Origin of the sequence: Maribacter sp. PR1, from assembly GCF_028464145.1 — a bacterium.
In the GTDB taxonomy this organism is placed as follows: Bacteria; Bacteroidota; Bacteroidia; order Flavobacteriales; family Flavobacteriaceae; genus Maribacter.
On record NZ_JAQPCG010000005.1, the window covers coordinates 76,306 to 99,045 of the forward strand.

The 22,740-nt window shown below is 39.1% G+C and carries 17 protein-coding genes; 12 read left to right on the forward strand and 5 right to left on the reverse strand.

Annotation, left to right across the window (positions count from 1 at the left end):
• Nucleotides 1-30: 30 nt before the first annotated feature.
• Both PP182_RS11255 and PP182_RS11260 read right to left on the reverse strand, forming a co-directional pair.
• Nucleotides 31-1,566 (reverse strand): carboxylesterase/lipase family protein, encoded by a 1,536-nt coding sequence (locus PP182_RS11255; RefSeq protein ID WP_272651350.1) that lies wholly within the window; start codon nucleotides 1,564-1,566, stop codon nucleotides 31-33.
• Complete coding sequence (locus PP182_RS11260) at nucleotides 1,563-3,536, reverse strand: alpha/beta hydrolase-fold protein (RefSeq protein ID WP_272651351.1); 1,974 nt, start codon at nucleotides 3,534-3,536, stop codon at nucleotides 1,563-1,565. Before PP182_RS11260 ends, PP182_RS11255 begins: the two co-directional genes overlap by 4 nt.
• Before the next feature lie 272 nt (nucleotides 3,537-3,808).
• Between PP182_RS11260 and PP182_RS11265 the strand changes: the two genes are divergently transcribed.
• Nucleotides 3,809-4,639, forward strand: a complete 831-nt coding sequence (locus PP182_RS11265) for a DMT family transporter (RefSeq protein ID WP_272651352.1) — start codon at nucleotides 3,809-3,811, stop codon at nucleotides 4,637-4,639.
• Between the two features lie 13 nt (nucleotides 4,640-4,652).
• On the opposite strand, the gene PP182_RS11270 is transcribed toward PP182_RS11265, so the two are convergent.
• Nucleotides 4,653-4,841, reverse strand: a complete 189-nt coding sequence (locus PP182_RS11270) for a hypothetical protein (RefSeq protein ID WP_272651353.1) — start codon at nucleotides 4,839-4,841, stop codon at nucleotides 4,653-4,655.
• 260 nt (nucleotides 4,842-5,101) lie between these two features.
• On the opposite strand from PP182_RS11270, the gene PP182_RS11275 reads away from it, so the two are divergent.
• The 6 genes from PP182_RS11275 to PP182_RS11300 all read left to right on the forward strand — a co-directional run bounded on the left by PP182_RS11275 (nucleotide 5,102) and on the right by PP182_RS11300 (nucleotide 13,621).
• The gene (locus tag PP182_RS11275; RefSeq protein ID WP_272651354.1) at nucleotides 5,102-6,358 is read left to right on the forward strand and encodes a tetratricopeptide repeat protein; all 1,257 of its coding nucleotides are present in this window, start codon (nucleotides 5,102-5,104) and stop codon (nucleotides 6,356-6,358) included.
• 131 nt (nucleotides 6,359-6,489) lie between these two features.
• Entirely contained in the window at nucleotides 6,490-8,205 is a 1,716-nt protein-coding gene (locus PP182_RS11280; RefSeq protein WP_272651355.1) for a PorP/SprF family type IX secretion system membrane protein, read from the forward strand.
• A 627-nt stretch (nucleotides 8,206-8,832) separates the two neighbouring features.
• Nucleotides 8,833-9,453, forward strand: coding sequence for a response regulator transcription factor (locus PP182_RS11285; RefSeq protein WP_272651356.1), 621 nt, complete (start codon nucleotides 8,833-8,835; stop codon nucleotides 9,451-9,453).
• Nucleotides 9,454-9,729: 276 nt separating this feature from the next.
• The gene (locus PP182_RS11290; RefSeq protein WP_272651357.1) at nucleotides 9,730-11,217 is read left to right on the forward strand and encodes a xylulokinase; all 1,488 of its coding nucleotides are present in this window, start codon (nucleotides 9,730-9,732) and stop codon (nucleotides 11,215-11,217) included.
• A gap of 10 nt (nucleotides 11,218-11,227) precedes the next feature.
• The gene (gene xylA / locus PP182_RS11295; RefSeq protein WP_272651358.1) at nucleotides 11,228-12,544 is read left to right on the forward strand and encodes a xylose isomerase; all 1,317 of its coding nucleotides are present in this window, start codon (nucleotides 11,228-11,230) and stop codon (nucleotides 12,542-12,544) included.
• Between the two features lie 60 nt (nucleotides 12,545-12,604).
• A complete protein-coding gene (locus PP182_RS11300) occupies nucleotides 12,605-13,621 on the forward strand; it encodes a LacI family DNA-binding transcriptional regulator (RefSeq protein WP_272651359.1) in 1,017 nt (338 codons plus the stop codon).
• A gap of 1 nt (nucleotide 13,622) precedes the next feature.
• Here the strand turns inward: PP182_RS11300 and PP182_RS11305 are convergent, their stop codons facing one another.
• Complete coding sequence (locus PP182_RS11305; RefSeq protein ID WP_272651360.1) at nucleotides 13,623-14,999, reverse strand: Gfo/Idh/MocA family protein; 1,377 nt, start codon at nucleotides 14,997-14,999, stop codon at nucleotides 13,623-13,625.
• Nucleotides 15,000-15,143: 144 nt separating this feature from the next.
• On the opposite strand from PP182_RS11305, the gene PP182_RS11310 reads away from it, so the two are divergent.
• The 5 genes from PP182_RS11310 (at nucleotide 15,144) to PP182_RS11330 (ending at nucleotide 21,680) form a co-directional block, all read left to right on the forward strand.
• Nucleotides 15,144-16,523 carry a sialate O-acetylesterase gene (locus PP182_RS11310; protein ID WP_272651361.1) on the forward strand — a complete coding sequence of 460 codons (1,380 nt, stop codon included), beginning with the start codon at nucleotides 15,144-15,146 and terminating at the stop codon, nucleotides 16,521-16,523.
• Nucleotides 16,524-16,677: 154 nt separating this feature from the next.
• Nucleotides 16,678-18,399, forward strand: coding sequence for a GMC family oxidoreductase (locus PP182_RS11315; RefSeq protein ID WP_272651362.1), 1,722 nt, complete (start codon nucleotides 16,678-16,680; stop codon nucleotides 18,397-18,399).
• Nucleotides 18,400-18,402: 3 nt separating this feature from the next.
• Nucleotides 18,403-19,125 (forward strand): gluconate 2-dehydrogenase subunit 3 family protein, encoded by a 723-nt coding sequence (locus tag PP182_RS11320; RefSeq protein WP_272651363.1) that lies wholly within the window; start codon nucleotides 18,403-18,405, stop codon nucleotides 19,123-19,125.
• A gap of 11 nt (nucleotides 19,126-19,136) precedes the next feature.
• On the forward strand, nucleotides 19,137-19,955 hold the full coding sequence (locus PP182_RS11325) for a sugar phosphate isomerase/epimerase family protein (RefSeq protein WP_272651364.1): 819 nt from the start codon (nucleotides 19,137-19,139) through the stop codon (nucleotides 19,953-19,955).
• 33 nt (nucleotides 19,956-19,988) lie between these two features.
• A complete protein-coding gene (locus PP182_RS11330) occupies nucleotides 19,989-21,680 on the forward strand; it encodes a sulfatase family protein (RefSeq protein ID WP_272651365.1) in 1,692 nt (563 codons plus the stop codon).
• A 34-nt stretch (nucleotides 21,681-21,714) separates the two neighbouring features.
• Here PP182_RS11330 and PP182_RS11335 read toward each other — a convergent pair whose 3' ends face one another.
• The gene (locus PP182_RS11335; protein ID WP_272651366.1) at nucleotides 21,715-22,704 is read right to left on the reverse strand and encodes a sugar phosphate isomerase/epimerase family protein; all 990 of its coding nucleotides are present in this window, start codon (nucleotides 22,702-22,704) and stop codon (nucleotides 21,715-21,717) included.
• Nucleotides 22,705-22,740: the final 36 nt, after the last annotated feature.

A 22,740-nucleotide genomic window follows, 5' to 3' on the forward strand; every position in this document is an offset into this window, starting at 1 on the left:
TTCCTAAATTCGACTAGGGTCTGTCAAAAATCAATGGGTCAAGAATTCAAATTCCTTTTTATATATTTCCTGCATACCTAAATCTGTATCAAAAATCATGATGTTCCCATTATGGATATCATAGGCATTCCAAACAGGAAGGTTTTCGCCATTGGGGTTCCCTGTCTTGGCAAAATTGACCCAATAGGCGGACATTTGATTTTCCAAGGTACGCTCCTCGGGTTTCCAATCCCTATTCCATTGATCCAAGGTATGGAGCGCAAAAGGCACTTCCGAAGTATGAAAGGCTCCATAGTTGGGAAAACCGGGCTTATTCGTAGGAACATGGGTAAACTCATAGAGCCAGACATTCTTATCCATATACTTAGCCAATAAGTAACTGGGAACACCGGCGAAGTTCAATAGGTTGAGTTTTTTTTGTGAAGCTGTGGCTTCTTCGTTGGTATTGGCGGGGAAGTACTCTAGAAACTCCCCTGTTCTGTCACCATAATTTTGGAAAGCATCTTTTTTGAAGGACGCTGTGGTAATATCATTGACAGGAAAAAGTGAGGCATCACCAGTGACCCAACCCGAAAGTACGGACACTTGATTTTGTTTTCCTTCCTTAAAATAGTGCAACAAATCCGTAGGGAGGAAGTAAGCATCCGAAACTACCCCGAATCTTCCGACTTCGCTTTGGTGACTTATTTTTTGTAATTCTTCCGCAGGTATTTTTCTCAACTCAGCGATTGAACCGGCATTGGCCAATTTGGCAAAGGACGCACCTTGCTGTTCAGCCGATGGTAAATCCTGCATCAATCTACCGCTTAAAATGCCCCCACTTTGGGTAATTGCCTTTTGAAAGTATCCTTTGGCCAACGGTGAAGCTATCTGGGCATTAACACTAAAGGAACCAGCGGATTGACCTGCGATGGTAACATTTCCAGGGTCCCCGCCAAATGCCTCGATATTATTTTTAACCCACTTCAGTGCCTGTAATTGGTCCATAAAACCATAATTTCCAGAAGCGTTGTGACCAGATTCTTTTGATAATTCCGGATGTGCCATAAATCCTAGAACACCCACACGATAATTAATACTTACATAAATAATTCCTTGTTCGGCCATTTGTTGACCGTCGTAAATATCACAATTGGCAGAACCTGAGCTTAACCCCCCGCCATAGATCCATACGAATACCGGAAGTTTTTCGGTTTTCCTTTTTGCGGGAGTCCAAACATTTAGATAAAGGCAATCCTCACTTAAAGGTTCCGGTTTGGCAATGAATTCCTCACTCCAACAGAGAAAGGGTTCCGGTTTGTTCTGTATGGGACTTGGTCCAAATTCGATACACTCCTTTACGTCTTCCCACGGTATAACCGGTTGCGGGGCTTTCCACCGGAGCGCTCCTGTAGGTGGCTGAGCAAAAGGTATTCCTTTGTAAATATCAATACCATTGCTCGAATATCCTTGGATCTTACCATCCTGAGTTTCTACAATGGTCTGTGCATTAATTCCATAACTCAAAACAAATATCAATATACTTAAAGTGGTAATTTTCATTTTCTTGGATATTAAGGTTTTCATTTTTTAAAGAGTAGAGGGGCAAAATCATGTAGGTTTCTTCTCCATGCTCTGAAGGTATGTGCTCCTTCACCATTTTTATAAATATACTTTATACCAAACTCATCGAACATAGCCATCATGTTCAAATTGTTTTGATAGGCAATGTCTTCTTCACCTCCCATATAAATTTGAAAAAGTTCGAAATGGTTGATTTCCTCATTCCCCATTACCTCACTATAATTTTCCTTTATTTCGGCAATATTCGGAGAAAAGTAACCCGTGCTCATGGGTATTACATATCCAAATAACTTAGGGTTCCATAATGCAATGTTTAAGGTCTGTACACCTCCCATGGAAAGTCCGGCAATGGCTCTGTTCGAGCGGCTGCTGGAAACGGGATAGGTATTTTCAACAAAGGGGATGATATCATTTAATAGGTCATTACAAAATGGGTCTTGATCAGGTCCAACTCCCATGAAAAACCCTTCCGTCTCTGTATGTCCGCTGGGCATAACTACAAGCATAGGTTCTAGTTTGCCTTCTGCATATAAATTGTCCAATATAACGTTGGCTTGGCCCGCTGTTGTCCATGAGGCATCATTATCACCGCCTCCGTGTAATAAATACAGCACGGGTAGTTTATCCTTTTTCTTTCGTTGGTCATAGGAAGGAGGCAGGTAGACATGAAGTCTTCTCTGAGCCCCATTTAGGCTTTTGGAAGAATACCATACTTCTTCCACACGACCGTGGGGAACATCTTGTTGCGTTTGAAAATTGTTTTCCGGTCCTTGTATTTCAACAAGGTTGGAAAATCCATTAAGGCTCTCTTTCACCCAAGTGTTTTTAGGGTCCAAGGTCTTAACATTGTTTACGGTAAAGTCATAGGTATAAATGTCCGCAGCGACATCACTTTCTGTTTTTCCAGCCCAGACACCACTATAATTCTTAGTTAAATTGATTCCGGGAAATCCACCGGGAAAATCCCCGGAAACGGTCACTTTCTCAGCCAGAGGGGCGTAGATTTTAAAATTTAGTTTTTTATCCACATCAAGCAAGACGGAGGTTAACGTATCATTGGGTGTTGGTGCCTTTTGAAATGGGGAAAGTCCAGCAGGCTTTTCCATAAATCCATGCATTTTGAGCCAGGACCCAAATTGCTCATACCATTCATCCGTAGGGATATCCTGCTGTCTCATACCAAATCCATGACCGCCTCGCTCATAAATGTGCAATTCTGCGGGTTGTTCGGCCTCAAACCATTTTTTATAAATATTAATGCTATAGGGTACCATTCCTAATTGGTCGTCACTGGCAACGGCTATGTAAATAGGTGTTTTGACTGTAGGAATGTCTGAACCTATAATAGCAGGCTCGTACGCGTAAATCGGAGCAACAAAGTTAGGTCTGGTAGCATCATCTGCATTGTACAAAACGGACATGGTTAAAGTCCCCCCTGCGGAAAAGCCCATAAATCCAATTTTATCGGAGTCAATATTCATCTCTTTGGCGTTTGTCCGAACATATTCCATTGCTTTTAGTCCATCTGCCATGGCTAAAGGGATATAAGGCTCATTTTCTTTATCCAAGGCTTCAAAATCGTTCATTTTTCCTATGAGTTCTTTGACTGGGTCATCCGTAAAGCTTCTCGCTACTCGATATTTGAGTACAAATGCGGCAATTCCCTTGCTATTTAACCATTTTGCCACATCGACACCTTCACTTTTCATGCTTAGCGTATGAAATGCCCCTCCGGGAGCTATAATTACCGCGGAACCATTTGCGGCAGCTTTGTTAGGTAGATAGGCGGTAATGGTTGGGTCGGTTACATTATAAACAACTTTGGTGTTAAAGGAATTATTCTCACTCATTCCCTCTTTCCATGTCCAGTTTTCGGAACCTGGGGCTTTGCCATCATAAAGTCTTATTTCCTCCTGCCCAAAAGTCGTTTGATAAAAAACTACAGCTAAAAGGATTAAAATTGCTTTTCTCATGTATGTTGATCCTATGTATTTTTAAATTATTGTCTCAAACTGTTACAATAATATATTGAAATTTTGAAATTTGCTCGTTTTTTTAATTCTTAAAATCAATATTATTGGTTTTTGTATCGAATTTATTGACAAATCGTGTAGTTTTTAAGTTTTTGTACTATTAGTGAAAAATAGATTAAGCCATAATTTGGAAAGCGTTAAATAATTATAAGGGAGGTTTCCAGTTCTTTCCCACTATCTTCATTTAACTTTGTACAAAGCTAAACAGCCTTTTGAAGAAAGCAGTTCTATTTATGGTTTTGAGTACATTCTCATTCACGCTTATGAATGGGTTTGTGAAATATCTGAGCCATTTTCCAACGTTTGAAATTGTTTTCTTTAGGTCTATAGGTTCCTTGGTTTTAGCAACCTCATATATTCTTTTTAAGGGAATCCCTATTATGGGGAATAATAAGAGGTTAATGCTCTATAGGTCGTTTGCAGGAATAACCGCTATGAGCCTCTTCTTTATGTCCCTAAAATATATTCCAGTAGGAACTGCCGTATCGCTACGATATATAGCTCCTATTTTTGCAACTTTTTTTGCTGTAATTCTTTTAAAGGAAAAACTAAGAGCGGTCCAGTGGTTTTTGTTTGCAATCGCTTTTTGTGGTGTTTTGGTGATAAAAGGGTTCGGCGACTCCCTTGATACAACTGGTTTGTTATTGGTGCTAACGGCCTCCGTTTTCAGTGGAATGGTGTATGTGTTGATACGAAGAATAGGCAAGGGAGACCATCCACTGGTTATCGTCAACTATTTTATGTTCATTGGAACTGTTATTGGAGGCTTATTGAGTATTAATAATTTTAGCCTGCCTCAGGGAAATGAGTGGTGGTTGTTGTTGAGTTTAGGATTGTTTGGATTCTTTGGACAATTGTTTATGACCAAAGCTTTTCAGGTGGCTAAAACCACGTTAGTGGCTCCATTAAAATATATCGAGGTCATATTTACCGTCACCATAGGTGTTTACTGGTTCGGGGATATATATACCATTACAAGCTTGTTAGGAATATTAATGATAGTTGGTGCACTTGTAACCAATGTACTTGTTGGCAGGCGCTAGGTTCGGCACGCTTTTATCCTCCGGTTCGGGTTTCCGCAATACTATTGTTTATGTCACTGACCGAGTTCAGTACCGCAGTAGTAATCTCATTTTCTATTTCTTGGGAATATTGCATAAAAATGATAGCAGTGACAATTAACATGACCAATAAAAGAATGTCCGACATTAATTTTGAATCTAGCGTATTATTGGAAACTTTCATAGTGTACGGGATTACATTTGTAATGGTAATTTACAAATTCTTAACATTATTAACAAATAATTAAGAAAAAATGAAAGCATTTCATCGATGGTTTTTATCGATAAAGTGAAATACACGGATTAAAGGTTTAAAATATTCGATGAAATACATCAAATTTTAAGAAAAAACTCAAAAACCTGTGAAAACCTATGAATTATTGTCAAGTAAAGCACCGACTTCTTTAATGACCTTTGTCTTGTTGAACCCCAAAACCCAGTATTATGAGAAATACTCTAGCTTACAAATTGGTCATCGGGTGTAGCCTTTTAATAGGTTTTTACACGCTTAATGCCCAGGATGGATTGGTGGTATCCAATGGGACCCATCAATTGACCGAGAATGAACAGCGACTTCAAAACTATGAAGATCTGAAATCCCTAGGATATACCGAACAGGAAATTTATCAGGATTTGGGAAATGCATATTTTCTATCCCATAATTATGAAACTGCCTTGTTCTGGTACGAGAAATTGATTGAAATAACTCCGAACGGGAAATTGGACGCTTCATATCAAAAGCGATACGACCATGCACTGTCCAAATTGGGAACTGTTTTAAAACAGGCCGAGGAGGATGAGAACTGGACCGAACTAGTGAAGTCCGATTACCATATGACCGATGCTTCCAGTAAAGCTCCGAAGAGATTTTCAAAGCGAAATAACTTCCGACCGCTATATATTGATACGGAGTACAGTACGGCATCCTTAGGAAATGATAGGTCTTATTTGAGAAACAAGCCTGTTATAACAGAGGAGAAGGACTTAAATTATGAAAGTCCGGTTGTGTTGACTAACAATGGTAGGACCGCATACTTTAGTAAAGAAGTTTTAGTAAAGCCTACAACCGGAATATTTTCTAAAAAACAAAAAGTACACCGAATTTTTAGGGCAGATAAGGTGAATGGTGAATGGAAGACCATAAAGGAATTGGACTTGTGCCCAAAGGAATATTCAGCATTGCATCCAGCGATATCCAAAGATGGAGGTAGATTGTTCTTTGCCTCGAATATGCCAGGAACCTTTGGCGAGTTTGATATTTACGTGGCTACCATTAAATCTAGTGGTATTGTAGGAATAGCAAAAAACTTAGGTACTAAGGTTAACACGAAGAAGAATGAAATGTATCCTAAGGTTATGGAAGGAAATACTTTGGTATTTGCCTCCGAAGGTCATAAAGGCTATGGTGGATTAGATGTTTATATGGTGGAGGTCGAAAAAAGAAACGTGGGCTTGGCCATGAATATGGGCAGTACTATCAATAGTCCAAGTGACGACTTCTCCATTCAATTTACAAACAATGAAGGAATGGGATATGTAATGAGCAATAGAGGAGGAAATGGTAATACGATGGAAAAAGTTGCCTTCTCCTACTTTGGTGAACGTAATACTAAGAATGTAAGGGACTTTCATTTGATGGAAGCCATGAATACGGAAACTAGAACCCAATATTCCAATTCAGTATTTGAAGAAGATCATTAAAACTAATTAATCCCCCTATTGATTCTTAAAAGAGCTTTACAAAGGAAATTAATTCCCACACCTTAGAAATGGTCATTAATACCCCCAATCCTTTGAAGATAATAGTACTCAAACTTTTAAACCCTACTCAAATGAAATTTATAACTAAAATACCCGTAAAAATAGGTCTTCCCCTTATCCTATTTATGTTAATGGGAAGCCTGAATGTTATTGGTCAGGAGGCCAGTACGAACTTAAATTCAAGTAGTACATACCACAACCAGTTGTTCTTTAATAGGTACTTGATTAACCCAACCTTTTCCTTGGTAAGAGAAAACAAATCCTATCTTAATATTTTGCACAGGAACCAGTATGCAACTTTTGATGATAACAGTCAGAACTATTTTCTTGGTTTTAGTAATATGTTGAACGAGAATACAGCAATAGGTATTGGAGTATACAGTCAATGGGCAGGTGTGGTACAGGAATTTGGTTTTAATGCCAATTACGCCACCGCTGTAAAACTGGGTGACAATAGCAAACTTACCTTTGGTACCAATATTACTTATTTCAATCAAGGACTGGATAAAAATCGCGTAGTTATTTCGGAGACCGATCCAGAGATTGCCGAATCCAGAAAAGAGAGCAAGATAGCCGTGCAACCGGGAATAAACCTATCTATTGGAAACTTTGATTTTGGACTGTACGCGGAGGATTTATTACGTTATAACCAAACTACGGATGAATTTCTTACCAACCTTTCTACCAGAAGTGTAAAGGCCTCATTGCAATACACGCATATGTTTAATGCAGGCAGGGGTTTATTTGAAAATGCAAGATTAATGCCATTGGGACAAGTGGGAAAAAATGAAGATGGAAGTATTTACTATTTAGGGTCTCTATTATTGGATTTACCTAATTATGGTTGGCTACAAACAACCATAGACCAAGAGTATGGCATGTCAGCAGGCGTAGGCTTTAATTTCAGTAAAAGAATGTCTTTAGGATATTTGATTGAAAAGGATTTGTCCCAAAATGAATCGAACTTGGGTTGGAACCATGAAGTTTCCTTGGCTTATAAATTTAAGGACGAAGATATGTCCATCACCATCGCTGATCGCTCTAACGATAGTAAGATCGATGCCATTGTGAGAAACTATGAGGAGCAAATTGCCGATTTAATATCAGAAAGAGACAAAGCGAATAGAAAGGAAAAAAGAGCGGAGAAAAAGCAAGTGGTCGCTACGGAGCTATCGGCTCCTTCAGCCTCTAGCGATATGGATACTGAAGATCTGGCATATCAAAATCGTTTAGTATTGGATGAACTTATACTAAGACAAGATTCGCTTGAAGAGGCCAGGACCTTGGCTTTTGAAAAGAAGTTTGAAACCATAGTCAGGTTGTTAAGAAACGATATAAAGAATAGTGTTGATTCTAACTTACAAAACTTTAAGTTAGAGGAAAGAACGATGATGGCCGCTAAAAAAATGGAGGAGGAGCACGCAGCGATGGCGGCTGAAGACGACTATGAAAAGTATAAAAAGCTTCCTATTAAAATGTTAGGCGATTCTGATGTGTTAGGGATTAAATCGGGATATTATGTTATTGCCAATGTTTATAGTAACAAAAAGTATTTGAACGCCTTTATGAAGAATTTAAAGGAAAAAGGGTTAGATGCAAAACAGTTCTATAATAAAGAAAACGGATTGTACTATGTATACTTAGCGGATTACGACTATAAGAGTGAAGCGCATAACGCATTTGTATCCAACCTAGATGGCAAGTACAATGATGAAAAATGGATTATGCAGGTTGATCAGCACACGGCGACGGCATCGAATACCTTTGAGGACGATGATACCTATTAGTAAGATTAACAAAATTATAGTAGGTTTTACATACTATAAAGACAATATAAAAGTTTGAGTATTTCTATGTTTGAGTAAATTGTCGACAGAAGGAGGGGTAGTATCCGGGGGGATAACTGGGGCCCCTCCTTTTTATTTTAAGGCTAAAATCTCGATGAATTACATCCGAATTGTGCATTTTAACGAAAAAACGATGGTGTTTAACCTATGTATTTCATAAAAAGGTATATTTCGAACTCAAACAGAAATGAAACCATTGTTTAACCCCAAATCCCCCAAACATGGAAAAATTTTACCTACGGCTTTCTACCCAAAAGCAATCCTTCTTGACGACAATCAATAGGAACTTTCTTAGAGTTCCGAAGTTTTTGGATTTTATTCTAAAACCAATTTTGCACCCCTTAGCATTTGGCATCGGACGATAAAGCTGTCATTGCTATTCTACTTTTAGTTTCTTAAAGATCATTGCTTTTCCAAGGTTTATTCTTTTATGTAAAGCTATTTTCTAAGGGGCAACCCATGGAAAATCAATGAACTTTGAGACTAATCGAAACCCAAATTTTACCCAATATTAACCCCCGGATATGGAATTCAATTTGAATCCATACAGGACAATTTTTACTTATTATGAATACTCAAGACTTAAAAATTATCATTGTTGAAAGAGATGAAAACCTTCATTCCTCTTATTTAAATCACCTGAAAATGGTGAATGGTTTTAACCTAATGGGCATTTATAGCTCCGCAGACAAAGCTCTTAAGGATTTTAACCGAACAAAACCGGATATTGTTTTGACAGAGGTTGACTTACATGGTTGTAGTGGTTTGGATACCATAAGACTTTACAAGAAAAAAGATTGGAACGTTAAGGTGGTCATGATTAGCGAGGACAATGATTTTGACCTCATAAAAAAAAGCTTTAAAGAAGGCGCCAATGGTTATTTGACAAAGCCAATGTCCGCAAATAAGTTTAGTCATGCATTGAATAGTGTTAAGGAAGAAGGCGCCACAATCAGTAATGATATTGTAAAACAGGTTGTTTCCAATTTTAATAAAAAGTCGTTTAGTTTCTTCTCTGAAAGGGAAAATCAGATTGTTGATTATCTGTGTAACGGTGCAACGTATAAGATGATAGCGGATAAGTTATTCGTGACGACTAGCACTGTTAATTTTCACATTCAGAATATATATTTAAAACTGGACGTTAATTCCAAATCTGAAGCTTTGAGTAAGCTACAAAGTTTGTAATTCCTACTTGTGCTATGGGAGAGGCCCTTGGAAATGTTAACTTTCCAGGGGCCTATTTTTTTTGATTGCGAAAAGGGTTTCGTTAAGTTTTCGTAATTCACGAAAAAAATACAAATATCTAAAAATCAATAAGCTAATGATAGTTAATAATTAAAATAACCACCTTTATTTTGCTTTATAAACAAAAATTTTTAGGTTGAGAGGTAGGGCTGACTTCAGTTTGTAGTATTTTTAAACTGCATAAAAGATTAATTGCAATAAAAGCGAAATGAAACTATGTATTATTTAGGTTTGGATATTGGTAGTTCTTCCATCAAGGTTGCCTTGGTAGCATCTGAATCCGGGAAACGGATCGATGTGGTCCAAGAGCCAGAAAAAGAGATGTCCATGTTGGCCCTTAAAAATGGTTGGGCAGAGCAAAATCCTGAGGATTGGTGGATTCATACCTGTACGGGAATTAAACGACTATTAAAGGAGCACGGAATATCCTCCGATGAAATTATGGGAATAGGTATTTCCTATCAAATGCATGGATTGGTATTGGTAGATAAGGATGGGAAAGCACTTAGAAACTCGATTATATGGTGTGATAGTCGAGCTGTGCCGATCGGACAAAAAGCCTTTGAAGAGCTGGGCGAGGACAGATGCTCAGAATATTTATTGAATTCACCCTCTAATTTTACCGCTTCCAAACTTAAATGGGTAAAGGATAATGAACCTGAAACCTTTGCAAAAATTCATAAGTTTATGCTACCTGGGGATTATATGGCATATAAACTCTCCGGAACAATAAACACAACGGTTTCTGGACTTTCCGAAGGAATTTTTTGGGATTTTAAGAATAAAGAAGTTGCCTCTTTTTTAATGGAGTACTACGGGTTGAACGCTAATTTAGTGCCAGACATTGTTGAAACCTTTAGCGAACAGTCCTATGTCAATGAAAAAGGAGCTGAAGAAAGTGGATTAAAGGTTGGAACGCCCATTTTGTATAGAGCGGGAGATCAACCTAATAATGCCTTATCACTCAACGTCTTTAATCCGGGTGAGGTAGCCGCCACAGGAGGAACTTCTGGAGTGGTTTACGCGGTTACCGATAGTTTATCTGTCAAGGAAAGTGCTAGGGTAAATAATTTCGCGCATGTTAACTATAGTCCCAATGGCGATTCTAGAATAGGTAAGCTATTATGTATAAATGGTTCAGGAATACAATACAGGTGGTTGCTTAATAATTTGGAGGTCGCATCTTATGAAGAAATGAATAGCTTGGCGGCTGAAGTTCCTGTTGGTTCAGATGGTGTGGTGATCATACCTTTTGGCAATGGAGCGGAACGTATGCTTAATAATCAGGAAGTTGGAACTAGACTGGTAAACATAAACTTGAACAACCATGGCAAGGGCCATCTTTGTAGAGCAGCTTTGGAAGGTATTGCCTTTTCGTTTGTATACGGGATGGAAATCATGGAGTCTGACGGTATCAAGGTAAATGTGATGAGGGCAGGAAATGATAATCTGTTTAGATCGGATATTTTCTCTGAAACCGTGGCAACCTTAATTGGATATGATATAGAGATATACAATACAACGGGTGCCATTGGAGCTGCTAGGGCAGGAGTACTGAAAAATGGAGATTTTGAGGCCTTTGGTAAGGCAATTATGAATAATGACTATGTAATGACATTTAAGCCTTTGAGTAACAAGGCAGAATATCAAAGTGCTTATCAACTTTGGAAGCGAGAATTGGAAACAACATTAAATAACTTATAAATCAACAATAATGGCAGACAAGCAATATTTTAAAGGAATAGACTCTATTAAATTTGAAGGAAAGGAATCGGATAATCCCTTTGCTTTTAAATATTACAACCCGGAACAAGTTGTTGCAGGAAAAACGATGTGTGAGCATTTTAAATTTGCAATTGCCTATTGGCATACCTTCTGTGGACAGGGATCTGATCCTTTTGGACCGGGAACCCAGAATTTCGAATGGGATGAATCTTCGGACCCGGTGCAGGCGGCCAAGGATAAAGCGGATGCGGCTTTTGAGTTTTTCGAGAAAATAGGTTTTGATTATTTCTGTTTTCATGATTTTGACCTTATCCAAGAAGGGCCAACGTTTGTAGAATCTGAAAAACGTTTAAGTACTATCGTGGACTATATCAAAGAAAAACAAAAAGCTACGGGTAAAAAACTGCTGTGGGGAACCGCAAATTGCTTTTCAAATCCACGTTATATGAACGGTGCGGCCACCAATCCTGAATTTAACGTTGTGGCAAGGGCAGGTGCACAGATTAAGTTGGCCTTGGATGCAACGATGGAACTTAATGGTGAAAACTACGTTTTCTGGGGAGGTAGAGAAGGATATATGTCCTTATTAAATTCGGATATGGGAAGGGAATTGGACCATATGGGACAGTTTTTGGTCATGTGCAGGGACTATGCCCGCAGTCAAGGATTTAAGGGTAATTTCTTTATTGAACCAAAGCCTATGGAGCCTATGAAACATCAATATGATTTTGACTCCGCTACCGCCATAGGATTCTTGCGTGAGTACGGCTTGGACAAAGACTTTAAAATCAACATTGAGGTAAACCACGCTACTTTGGCCCAACATACCTTTCAGCACGAAATAGCAGTTGCAGGTAAAGCCGGAATGTTAGGTAGTTTGGATGCCAATAGGGGGGACTATCAAAATGGCTGGGATACAGACCAATTCCCAAATAATATTCAGGAAACTACCGAAGCCATGTTGGTTTTCTTGGAAGCAGGGGGGCTACAAGGCGGAGGAGTTAATTTTGACGCCAAAATCAGACGTAACTCTACGGACCTTGAAGATATCTTCTTGGCCCATATTGGAGGTGCGGATACTTTTGCACGTGCATTAATAACCGCAGATAAAATAATTTCTTCTTCTGCATATAATAGTTTACGCGAAAAAAGATATAGCTCTTTCGATTCCGGTAAAGGAAAAGATTTCGAAAAAGGAAAATTGGATTTGAAGGATTTATACACAATAGCAAAGGAAAATGGCGAATTACCTTTAGTAAGTGGTAAACAGGAATTATTTGAAAATATAATAAACCAGTACATATAGTTCTGTAGTATTGAATAGAAAAGGTCTTGATATGTTTCAAGACCTTTTTAGTTTGTTGTAATGAAAAAGATTACCCTAAAGGACATAGCGCAATATTTTGACGTTTCCATTTCTACCGTTTCTAAAGCTATAAACGATAGTCATGAAATAAGTAAGGATTTAAAAAAGCGAATACAGGAATACGCTAAGGAAAATCACTATAAACCGAACAAGCTTGCCCTAAACCTTTTAAATAGAAGCACTAAGACTATAGGGGTAATAGTTCCGAATATCTTAAATTATTTTTTTGTTCAGGTACTCTACGGAATCGAAAAAGTAGCGAATGAAAATGGTTATAATATCATTAGTTGTATCAGTGATGAATCCTTTGAAAAGGAGTCGAAAACCTTGGAATTTTTAGATTCGGGCACCGTAGATGGATTGATTATTTCTTTAGCTGAGGAAACCCAGGTAAAAGAAAGGCTAGAGAGCTTACAGGAAATTACGGATAGTCAGATACCACTGGTCTTGTTTGATAGGGTTTCAGACTTAATAGCGTGTGATAAGGTCATTGTCGACGATTATGAAGCGGGTTATAAAACAACTAAATACTTTTTTAATCTTGGATGTAAAAATATTGCATTTGTATCCCCAATTGGTAAGTCCAGTGTGGGCAAATTAAGATTGGCGGGCTATAAGAAAGCCCTGGAGGAAGCTGGTAGGGTTTATGATGAAAGATTGGTGGTAAACTTTACGGCCAAGGACGATTTGGATTTATTAATGTCCTTTTTGTTAAATTATAAACCTATAGACGGCATATTGGGACTGGATGAAATTACGGCGGTTAAAATTCTGCATACTGTAAAATCCCGAGGGTATAAGGTACCAAATGATGTTTCCATCGTTGGTTTTACCAACGGTCAACTATCACAATATGTAACCCCTTCCTTGACCATGGTAAGTCAGCATGGTAAATTTATTGGTGAAAAGGCCGCGGAACTTCTAATTAAAAGGATAAAACAGCCTGAAAGGCCTTTTGAGACCAAGGTGGTTAAAACGAGCCTTTTGGTTAGGGATTCTACAAGAAAATTACAATAGCCTAAACCCTATCTGGATGTGGATGCTGCCAATCACCTCGATAATCCCTTTGTAACTTCTCGGTTGCTTCTTTGTCGTTCAGAACCGTTCTGCTTTTAGGGTCGTAAACCAGTGGTCTGCCCAAATCCATGGATAGGTTGGCCAAAATACAACTTGCCGTGGAAATATGTCCTTCTTCAATATCCGCAACGGGTCTTGTGCCATTAGCTATTGCCTCTAGAAAGTTAATCATATGTCTTCTTGTGGCGGGTGCAGCATTCAATTCATTATCCTTTTCAATAAGGTCCTCCGGATACTTTTCCTTTTCATATAGGACATCGAAATGTACAGGTGTACCTTCCTTGCCATAGGGAATGAAATCAGCTTGCATAGTACTTCCCTTAAGAACCCCTTTATCCCCGTATATGACAAAGGCCCATGGATATTCGGGATCCGCAGGGTTACCCCAACTTCTATGTTGCCAGACGCAGTTTAAATCGTCATATTCAAAGACAGCAGTCTGTGTATCGGAAATATTGGATTTTCCATCTTTTTGTATATAAATTCCACCTTCAGAGCTTATTTGTTTGGGCCACCCTAGGTCCAGCATCCATCTCACGGTGTCCAGCATGTGAACGCACATGTCGCCCATAATCCCATTTCCGTACTCCCTAAAGGTTCTCCACCACCTTCTGTGCGGAATTCCATCATATGGTCTTAACGGTGCTGGTCCGGTCCACATATCATAATCCAGAAACTCGGGAACGGGTTGTACGGGAGGGTTTCCATTAGCTCTCATGTGGTAATAACAACACATCTCAACATGACCAATCTTTCCTAGTAGACCATTATCCACAATTTGTTGTTTGGCGTCTATCAAATGGGGCGTACTCTTTCGCTGAGTACCTACCTGTACTACTTTATTATATTTTCTTGCTGCTGCTACCATGGCCTCTCCTTCAAGGACATCTACACTAATAGGTTTTTGAACATAGACATGGGCACCTGACTTTAAGGCTTCGATACACATTAGGGCATGCCAGTGATCTGGGGTGCCAATTAAAACGATATCTAGGTTTTCCTTCTTCAGCATTTCCCTGTAATCGGAATATAGCTTCGGTACTTTCCCGTTTTTTTGTCTTTGGGATACTAACGTGCCTACCTCGTTTAAAAAATTTGAATCTACATCACAAAGTGAAATAACTTCTACATTGGCTACCTGAATTAGTTTGAACAGGTCACTTGTTCCATACCATCCCGTACCGATGAGTGCTACTCTTTTAGGTTTTTCGTCTTTAAAGAACTCGAATCCGTAGCTCCCCATCGAGGATAACAATAAAGAGGCTGATGCACCTTTTATAAAATTCCTTCTTCCAAAAAACTGTTTCTCATCGGACATAAAACGTATTTTAAATTATAGAGCACATAAAAATTGCGCTGTAAGTTATAGGATTTGGTTCATAAAAACATATCATGTTGATATAAAAATAAATCCTTCCTTATTAAATATTTATATTTGGGTGGGTTAAATTAATAAATTATCATGAAGCGAATATTTTTACTTCTTTTTCTTTTGTGCCTAACTACCGTCAAGGCAGAAATTTCACTCCCAAATATATTCTCAAGTAACATGGTTTTACAAAGGCAAGCAGAAGTGAAACTTTTTGGTTGGGCACATCCAGGTGAGGAGTTTACGATAACAACAAGTTGGGATAATAAAGAATATGATATTAAAACGGAAATTAATGCCAAATGGAGTATTCTGGTTGACACTCCTAAAGCGGGAGGACCCTATTCAATAGTGTTTAACGGAAAATCGAACAAGATTGTTTTGGAAAATGTTCTAATTGGAGAGGTTTGGCTGTGTTCTGGTCAATCCAACATGGAGTGGAGTGCCAACAGTGGATTGGAAAATAAAGAGGAAGCCATTGCCAATGCGAATAAACCAACTATAAGGCTGTTTACTGTCGAAAAAAGAACATCGGAAGATCCCCAGGATGATTTGGTGGGGACATGGCAGGTATGTACTTCGGAAACTATGCCCGATTTTAGTGCGGTAGCCTATTTCTTTGCCCAGCACATGCAGGAAAAAATGAATATTCCCATAGGGTTGATTGATTCTTCATGGGGTGCATCTTGTGCCGAGGTATGGACCCCGGAGGAGGAATTTGAGAATAATCCCGAGTTATTGGAATCCTATCAGCTGATACAACCAAATCCTTGGGTGCCTATTGAAAAATCCATATTATATAATGCTATGATTGCTCCATTGACCAATTTCAAAATCAGTGGAACACTTTGGTATCAGGGTGAGTCCAATACTGCCAATGCGGAATCCTATGAAAATACTTTTGGGACTATGATAGCGTCATGGAGAGATAAATGGGGATATGATTTTCCATTTTATTATGTTCAAATTGCTCCCTATAAATATGGTGGCGAGTTTGAAGGTGGTATAGTGCGAGACCAGCAAAGAAGAACACTTTCTCTTTCCAATACAGGAATGGCCATGACCAGTGATATTTGTACGATTGACGATATTCACCCTAGGAATAAAAAGGATGTAGGTATTAGATTGGCAAATATAGCTTTAAAGCAGCATTACAATGTTTTGGATGAAATGGTGTATGGACCACTTTTTAAAGATGCAAAAGTTATAAAAGACAAAGTTGAGGTGAGTTTCATGTATGATGACGGCCTAACCATTGAGGGAAGAAAATTAGATTTTTTTGAATTGCAGTCATCGGACGGAAACTGGTATCCTGCGAAAGCAAGAATCAAGAATGGAAAGGTAGTGGTTAGTTCAAAAGAAGTGGAAAAACCAAAAAAGGTAAGATATGCTTATGAGAGTATAGCCATTTCGAACTTGTTCAACTCAGCGGGCTTACCGGCGTCTACTTTTAGTAGTGAGCAGTTAAATTAAAATAAATTGAAACAGGTTTAAAGCAAATTACAATTCAAGTAATTGCGATATTATAAACACTATGATTCATGAATTTGTACATGTAAACATGTGCTGAATCCAATATTATTTGAATTATTCTTTAAATTGTGAAAGTAAAACCAAAGACCAAGTTATGCAGATAAAAGAATCCTCCGAAATTTATGATGTTATTATTGTAGGTTCTGGAGCAGGTGGCGGTATGGCCACTAAACAATTGGCGGATGCAGGACTCAATGTTGCCGTTGTAGAGGCAGGTCCATTTTTTGATCCGGCGGACCCAGTAACCATGACACAGCTTAAATGGCCTTATGACTCTCCCAGGAGAGGAGCAGGTACCGATAGAGCTTTTGGGGAATGGGATATGTCCTGGGGGGATTGGGAAGTTGAAGGTGAACCTTATACCCATGAGGAAGGTACGGATTTTAAGTGGTGGCGTGCTAGAATGTTAGGCGGACGAACAAACCATTGGGGCCGTATTTCCTTACGTTTTGGACCAAAAGATTTTAAGGGTAAAACACGTGATGGACACGGGGACGATTGGCCTATTGGTTATGAGGATGTGAAACCTTATTACGATAAATTAGATAAGTTGATTGGGGTATTTGGAACTAATGAAGGAAGAGAAAATGATCCTGATGGCTTTTTTCTTCCGCCCCCAAAACCAAGGCTACATGAATTGTTTTATATAGATGGAGCAAAAAAATCAGGGGTACCCGTTATTCCTGGAAGGCTTTCCATGTTGACCAAAAGGATTAACAATGAAAGGGGAGTTTGTTTCTATTGCGGACAATGTAGCCGTTCTTGCCAAGTATATGCCGATTTTTCAGCAGGAAGTTGTTTAATCTTCCCTGCGCAGAAAAGTGGCGGTAAGGTTAAGATTTTTGTAAACTCCATGGTAAGGGAGGTTACAACTAACGAAGAAGGTAAGGCTACGGGAGTGTCCTATATTAGTAAGGACGATAGAAAGGAATATAAGTTGAAAGGAAAAGTGGTTGTACTTGCAGCTTCTGCCTGTAGTTCCGCAAGAATCCTACTTAACTCCAAAAGCAAACAACACCCGAATGGATTAGGTAACAGTAGTGATATAGTGGGTAGATACCTTCATGATTCTACAGGAGCAAGTGCTTCAGGTGTAATTCCAGGTTTAATGAACAGAAAAGTTTCCTATAATGAAGATGGTGTAGGAGGCATGCATGTATATTCTCCTTGGTGGGGAGACAATTCCAAATTGGATTTCCCAAGAGGATATCATATTGAAGTTTGGGGTGGTATGGGCCAGCCAAATTATGGTTTTGGATTTGACCCTAACGGAATGAACAAATTTTTTGGTCTGAAGGTTGGTGGTTATGGAGACAGCCTAAGGGATGATGTGAAAAAATATTATGGTTCCGTTATTGGGTTTGGTGGTCGTGGAGAAGCTATTGCTTATAAGGAAAATCGTTGCGAAATAGACCCTACTACCGTTGATAAATATGGTATACCTGTGTTAAAATTCAATTATAAGCACTCTCAATATGAAATAAATCAGGCAAAACATATGCAGGATACTTTTGAGGAATTAATACATAACATGGGCGGTATCCCCTTAAGTGAAAAACCTGGCAAAGAACAAGATTATGGGCTTTTGGCACCTGGACAAATTATACACGAAGTAGGAACAACAAGAATGGGTGATGATCCTAAGACATCTGTAACCAATAAATACCAACAATTACATGATGTTGATAATGTTTTTATTGTGGATGCAGGACCTTTTGTTTCCCAAGCTGATAAGAACTGTACATGGACCATTATGGCATTATCATGGAGAGCATCGGATTATATTATTGAACAATTGAAGCAACAAAATATTTAGAAGATGGATAGAAGAAAAAGTTTACAGACCTTAATATTGGGTGGAGCCGCTGCCGGTTCTGGGTTGGTTTTCAATGCATGTAAAACAGATAAAACCGAAGCCATTGACCAAGCCATTACAGAAAGTAGTGATAAGTATTTTGGTCGAACACCGGCAGAGCTGGAGCGACTGGAAAAGTTAAAAGCGGAACAACTTTTTAATGAACATGAATTAGAAACGATAGCTGCAATAAGCGTGGTCATTCTACCTCCCAAAGAACCTCATGGCGGCCCTATTGAAGCTGGTGTACCGGATTTGGTAGAGTTTATGGGCAAAGATATACCAGAAATGGCTCCAACCTTATTGGGAGGTCTAATGTGGTTGGACCATAAGAGCAATACTGAATTTGGTACCGAGTTTAAATCGGCAACCTTGGAGCAAAAAAAACAAATTTGTGATGAAATTTGTTGGCATGATTTGGAAACGCCTCTGAACGAACAACCCTTGGAAATTCAATTCTTTTATTTGATGCGGGGCTTAACGGTAACCGGCTACTATACTTCAAAAGTGGGAATAGCCGATTTGGGCTATAAAGGAAACCAACCCAACGTTTGGGACGGAGTTCCACAAGATGTGTTAGATCAACATGGAGTAGCCTATGATCCGGAGTGGATTGCAAAATGTGTAGACCAGAGCAAGAGAAATGTTATCGCGGAATGGGATGACGAAGGTAATCTGTTAACATAAAAAAAAGTAGGATGAAAAAGCTTTTGACGTTTCTTGCTATCACTTGTATGGCCGTAGCTGCCAATGCACAAGAAGTAGGTTTACAATTGTACAGTTTAAGGAACCAATTTAAGGAGGACGTACCTAGAACCTTAAAACTTATTAATTCATGGGGTATTTCTAAGATTGAAGGTGGAGGTACTTATGGCATGTCCTTGGAAGCTTTTCAGGATTTGTTAAGGGAAAATAACCTTGATGTCGTTAGCGTAGGCTCCGATTTCAATGACTTGGAAAAAAACCTGAGTAAGGTCATTAAAAATGCAAAGGATTTTGGTGCTACCTATGTGATGTGTGCATGGGTACCACATGACGGAAATAATTGGGGATTGGAAGAAACCAAACATGCCACTGATGTTTTCAATAGTGCCGGAAAACGATTAAAGGAAGAAGGACTTACTTTGGCCTACCATGCCCATGGTTATGAATTCAGACCCTATGAAGAGGGAACCTTCTTCGATTATATGGCCAAAAATGCCACGGACTTCACTTTTGAGCTCGATGTATATTGGGCAAAACATGGTGGTGCAGATCCCGTGGCCCTAATGAAAAAATATCCCGGTAAGATGACCTTATTACATTTAAAGGATATGGAGCATGGGGTAAAGGGTAACAATACGGGTCATGAAGATGTGGAGACCAATGTGGTTTTGGGGACAGGTCAGGTGGATATTGCGGGCGTTGTTGCCGAAGCTAAGAAACTTGGTTTGGAGTATATGTTCATTGAGGATGAATCAAGCCGAGTGGTGGAACAGGTTCCAGAAAGTTTAGAGTATTTGAAAAGTTTAAAGTAGTTCAAAATTGATAGATTGAGTTAAAGCCGTTCAATGGAAACTTTGAACGGCTTTTTGTTTATAAAAACCATATATTTATGTGAACACTGTTTGAAGCTTATGTCTCCTAAATATCTGATTACTGCATTAGTAACTTTTTTCTTGTTTGGTTGTTCCGATAAGGAAAAGGAGGGCCAAAATATGGTATCCGAAGATTTACCCAATATTGTTTGGTTGGTGGCGGAGGATCAATCTCCTGAATGGTTTCCCATGTACGGGGATTCCACGATTCCCTTGCCTAATTTGGAGTCTCTTGCAGCTGATGGGGTGGTCTTTACCAATGCGGTAGCACCGGTTCCGGTGTGTGCCCCAGCCAGAAGTGCGATTATTACTGGCATGTATCCCACGACCTTGGGAACCCATAATATGAGAACGCACAAACCTTGGGCACCAATCAATGAACCTTTATTGGACAGTTTACCCAGTTACTCCCCAGTAGTACCTAATGGTGTTAAAATGTTTACGGAATATTTACGTGAAGTAGGTTATTACACTGCAAATGGACCAAAGGAAGACTATAATTTTGAAAAGACCGAGGCGGCCTGGGACGAGAGTTCTAACGAACGTCATTGGCGTAAAAGAAGTATGGGACAGCCTTTCTTTACTGTTTTTAATTTTTCTGTCTGTCATGAATCTCAAATATGGAGCCGGGGTCAGGACTCTCTTTTTGTAGATCCTAATAAAATTAATGTTCCTCCATACTTTCCGGATACCGATGTGGTACGTCATGATTTAGCGGTAAATTACAGTAACCTAAAACGATTGGATGACCAAATCGGTGAAGTTATTTCCGATTTAAAGGAAGATGGACTTTACGAAAACACGATTATATTTTTTTATGGAGATCATGGCGGTCCGTTTCCTCGGCACAAAAGAGCGCTTTACGATACAGGTTTAAAAGTGCCTTTGGTAATTAAGTTCCCGGAAAACAACAACGCCGGAAAACGTGACGACCGATTAATTAGTTTTATCGATTATGCACCGACAGTACTATCCTTTGCCGAAATAGAACCGCCAAAAGTAATGCAAGGTGTAGCTCACTTTGGCAAATATGAAGTAAAAAATAAACCATCCTATACCTTTCATACCGCTGATCGGTTTGATGCCATCTACGATCGACTAAGGGCGGTTCGTAGTAAGCGTTTTAAATACATAAAAAGTTATAACACCAATTTGAGTCATGCCCTTCCAGTAGCCTATCGAGAGCAGATGCCTATGATGCAAGAACTGCGAGAATTATTTAAAGCCGGAAAATTAAATAAAGAACAGGCCTCATGGTTAAAGCCTACGAAACCGGAAGAAGAGTTATATGATTTAAAAAACGATCCTTTTGAATTGAACAATTTGGCGGACCTTCCTGAAATGAAGGACACCCTAGTTTTTTATCGCAATATTTTGACCGACTGGATAAAAGATACCAAAGATTTGGGGGGTATTCCAGAACAAGACTTGATAAATAAGTGGTTACCTGAAGGTATGGTTCAGCAGATACCGGCATTGGAAGTTGAAATAAAGGAATCCATGGTTCATTTAATCTCGCCACAAAAAGATGCAACCATCATATGGAAAAGGCCTATGGACTCGGTCTGGAATATATACACTCAACCCTTACCCGACGATTTAGTTTTTGAGGCAAAAGCAGAACGGATAGGGTATAAGGACAGTGATATTCTTAGGATGGAGTAATCTTAATGATTAATTACTTTTCCTAAATGAATACTTAATATTCTCCGGCTTCTTGCAATGCTTTACTTAAGACCAATACCGAACTTTCAAAACTTTTTTTCAATAAGGTATCGGCATCCATGGATTCCCAATAGCCCTTATTGAAAAGCTCTACTGAAAATGCACCTCTAAAACCGGCTTCATAAAGCTTTGGGACTACATAGTCAAAAGGACAAACCCCTTTTCCGGGTAGAACACGGTCTGCATCGGTCAACTTATCGTACGTAGGTTCTGCCGGGTAATCGTTCATATGCATTACAGGTAATTTGGCCCCATTAAGCACATCAACGGTGTCCCAAGAATTTCCACCTCGATATACGTGATAAAAATCCAAAAGTATGGAAGCTTTGGGGTGACCGGTTGCTATGACTATTTGCGCACAGTCCGAAATTCTATGAAGGGCACCCATGCCCCAAAGTTCAAGTACGGGAATGACACCCGTTTCTTCTTCTAAATCCAGGATAGCCTTGTAGCGGTCTGCATATTCCTGCATTTTTGATGGTTCCAGTTTGGAAAGCCCCATAATGGGAGCGGCTATATGGCTACCACCCATTTCCTTGATAATTTTCATTTCCTTACGAAGCTGGTCTATAGCTTTACTTCTTTTTTCCGGATCATCGCTACACCATTCCGAAAAACCAATGATGTTTTCCAGTTTAAGATTTCCCTCCTGTAACTTTCTTTTTAAGGATTCTGTGCTACCTCCTTGATCTAGATAGGTCATGATGTCCCGCATCCAAAGTTCAACACCGTCGAATCCCGCGGCTGCAACCTTTTCAATCTGTACATCAACCGGTAACTTATAAGCCATTAAAGTTGAAGTGTTTAGGCTTATTCTAAACGGTAGCGTGTGGGTTTGTTCCTCGATTTTCAAATTGGATTTAGGCGCCTTTGGGAAGCCCAAGGCCATACCCGATGTAGCCGAAACGGCAAATAAAGTTCCTGTTTTTATTAGGTTTCTTCGGGAAATATTTTTTGTTGACATGCTTAGTATATTAAAGGATTGCAAAATATGAAAAAG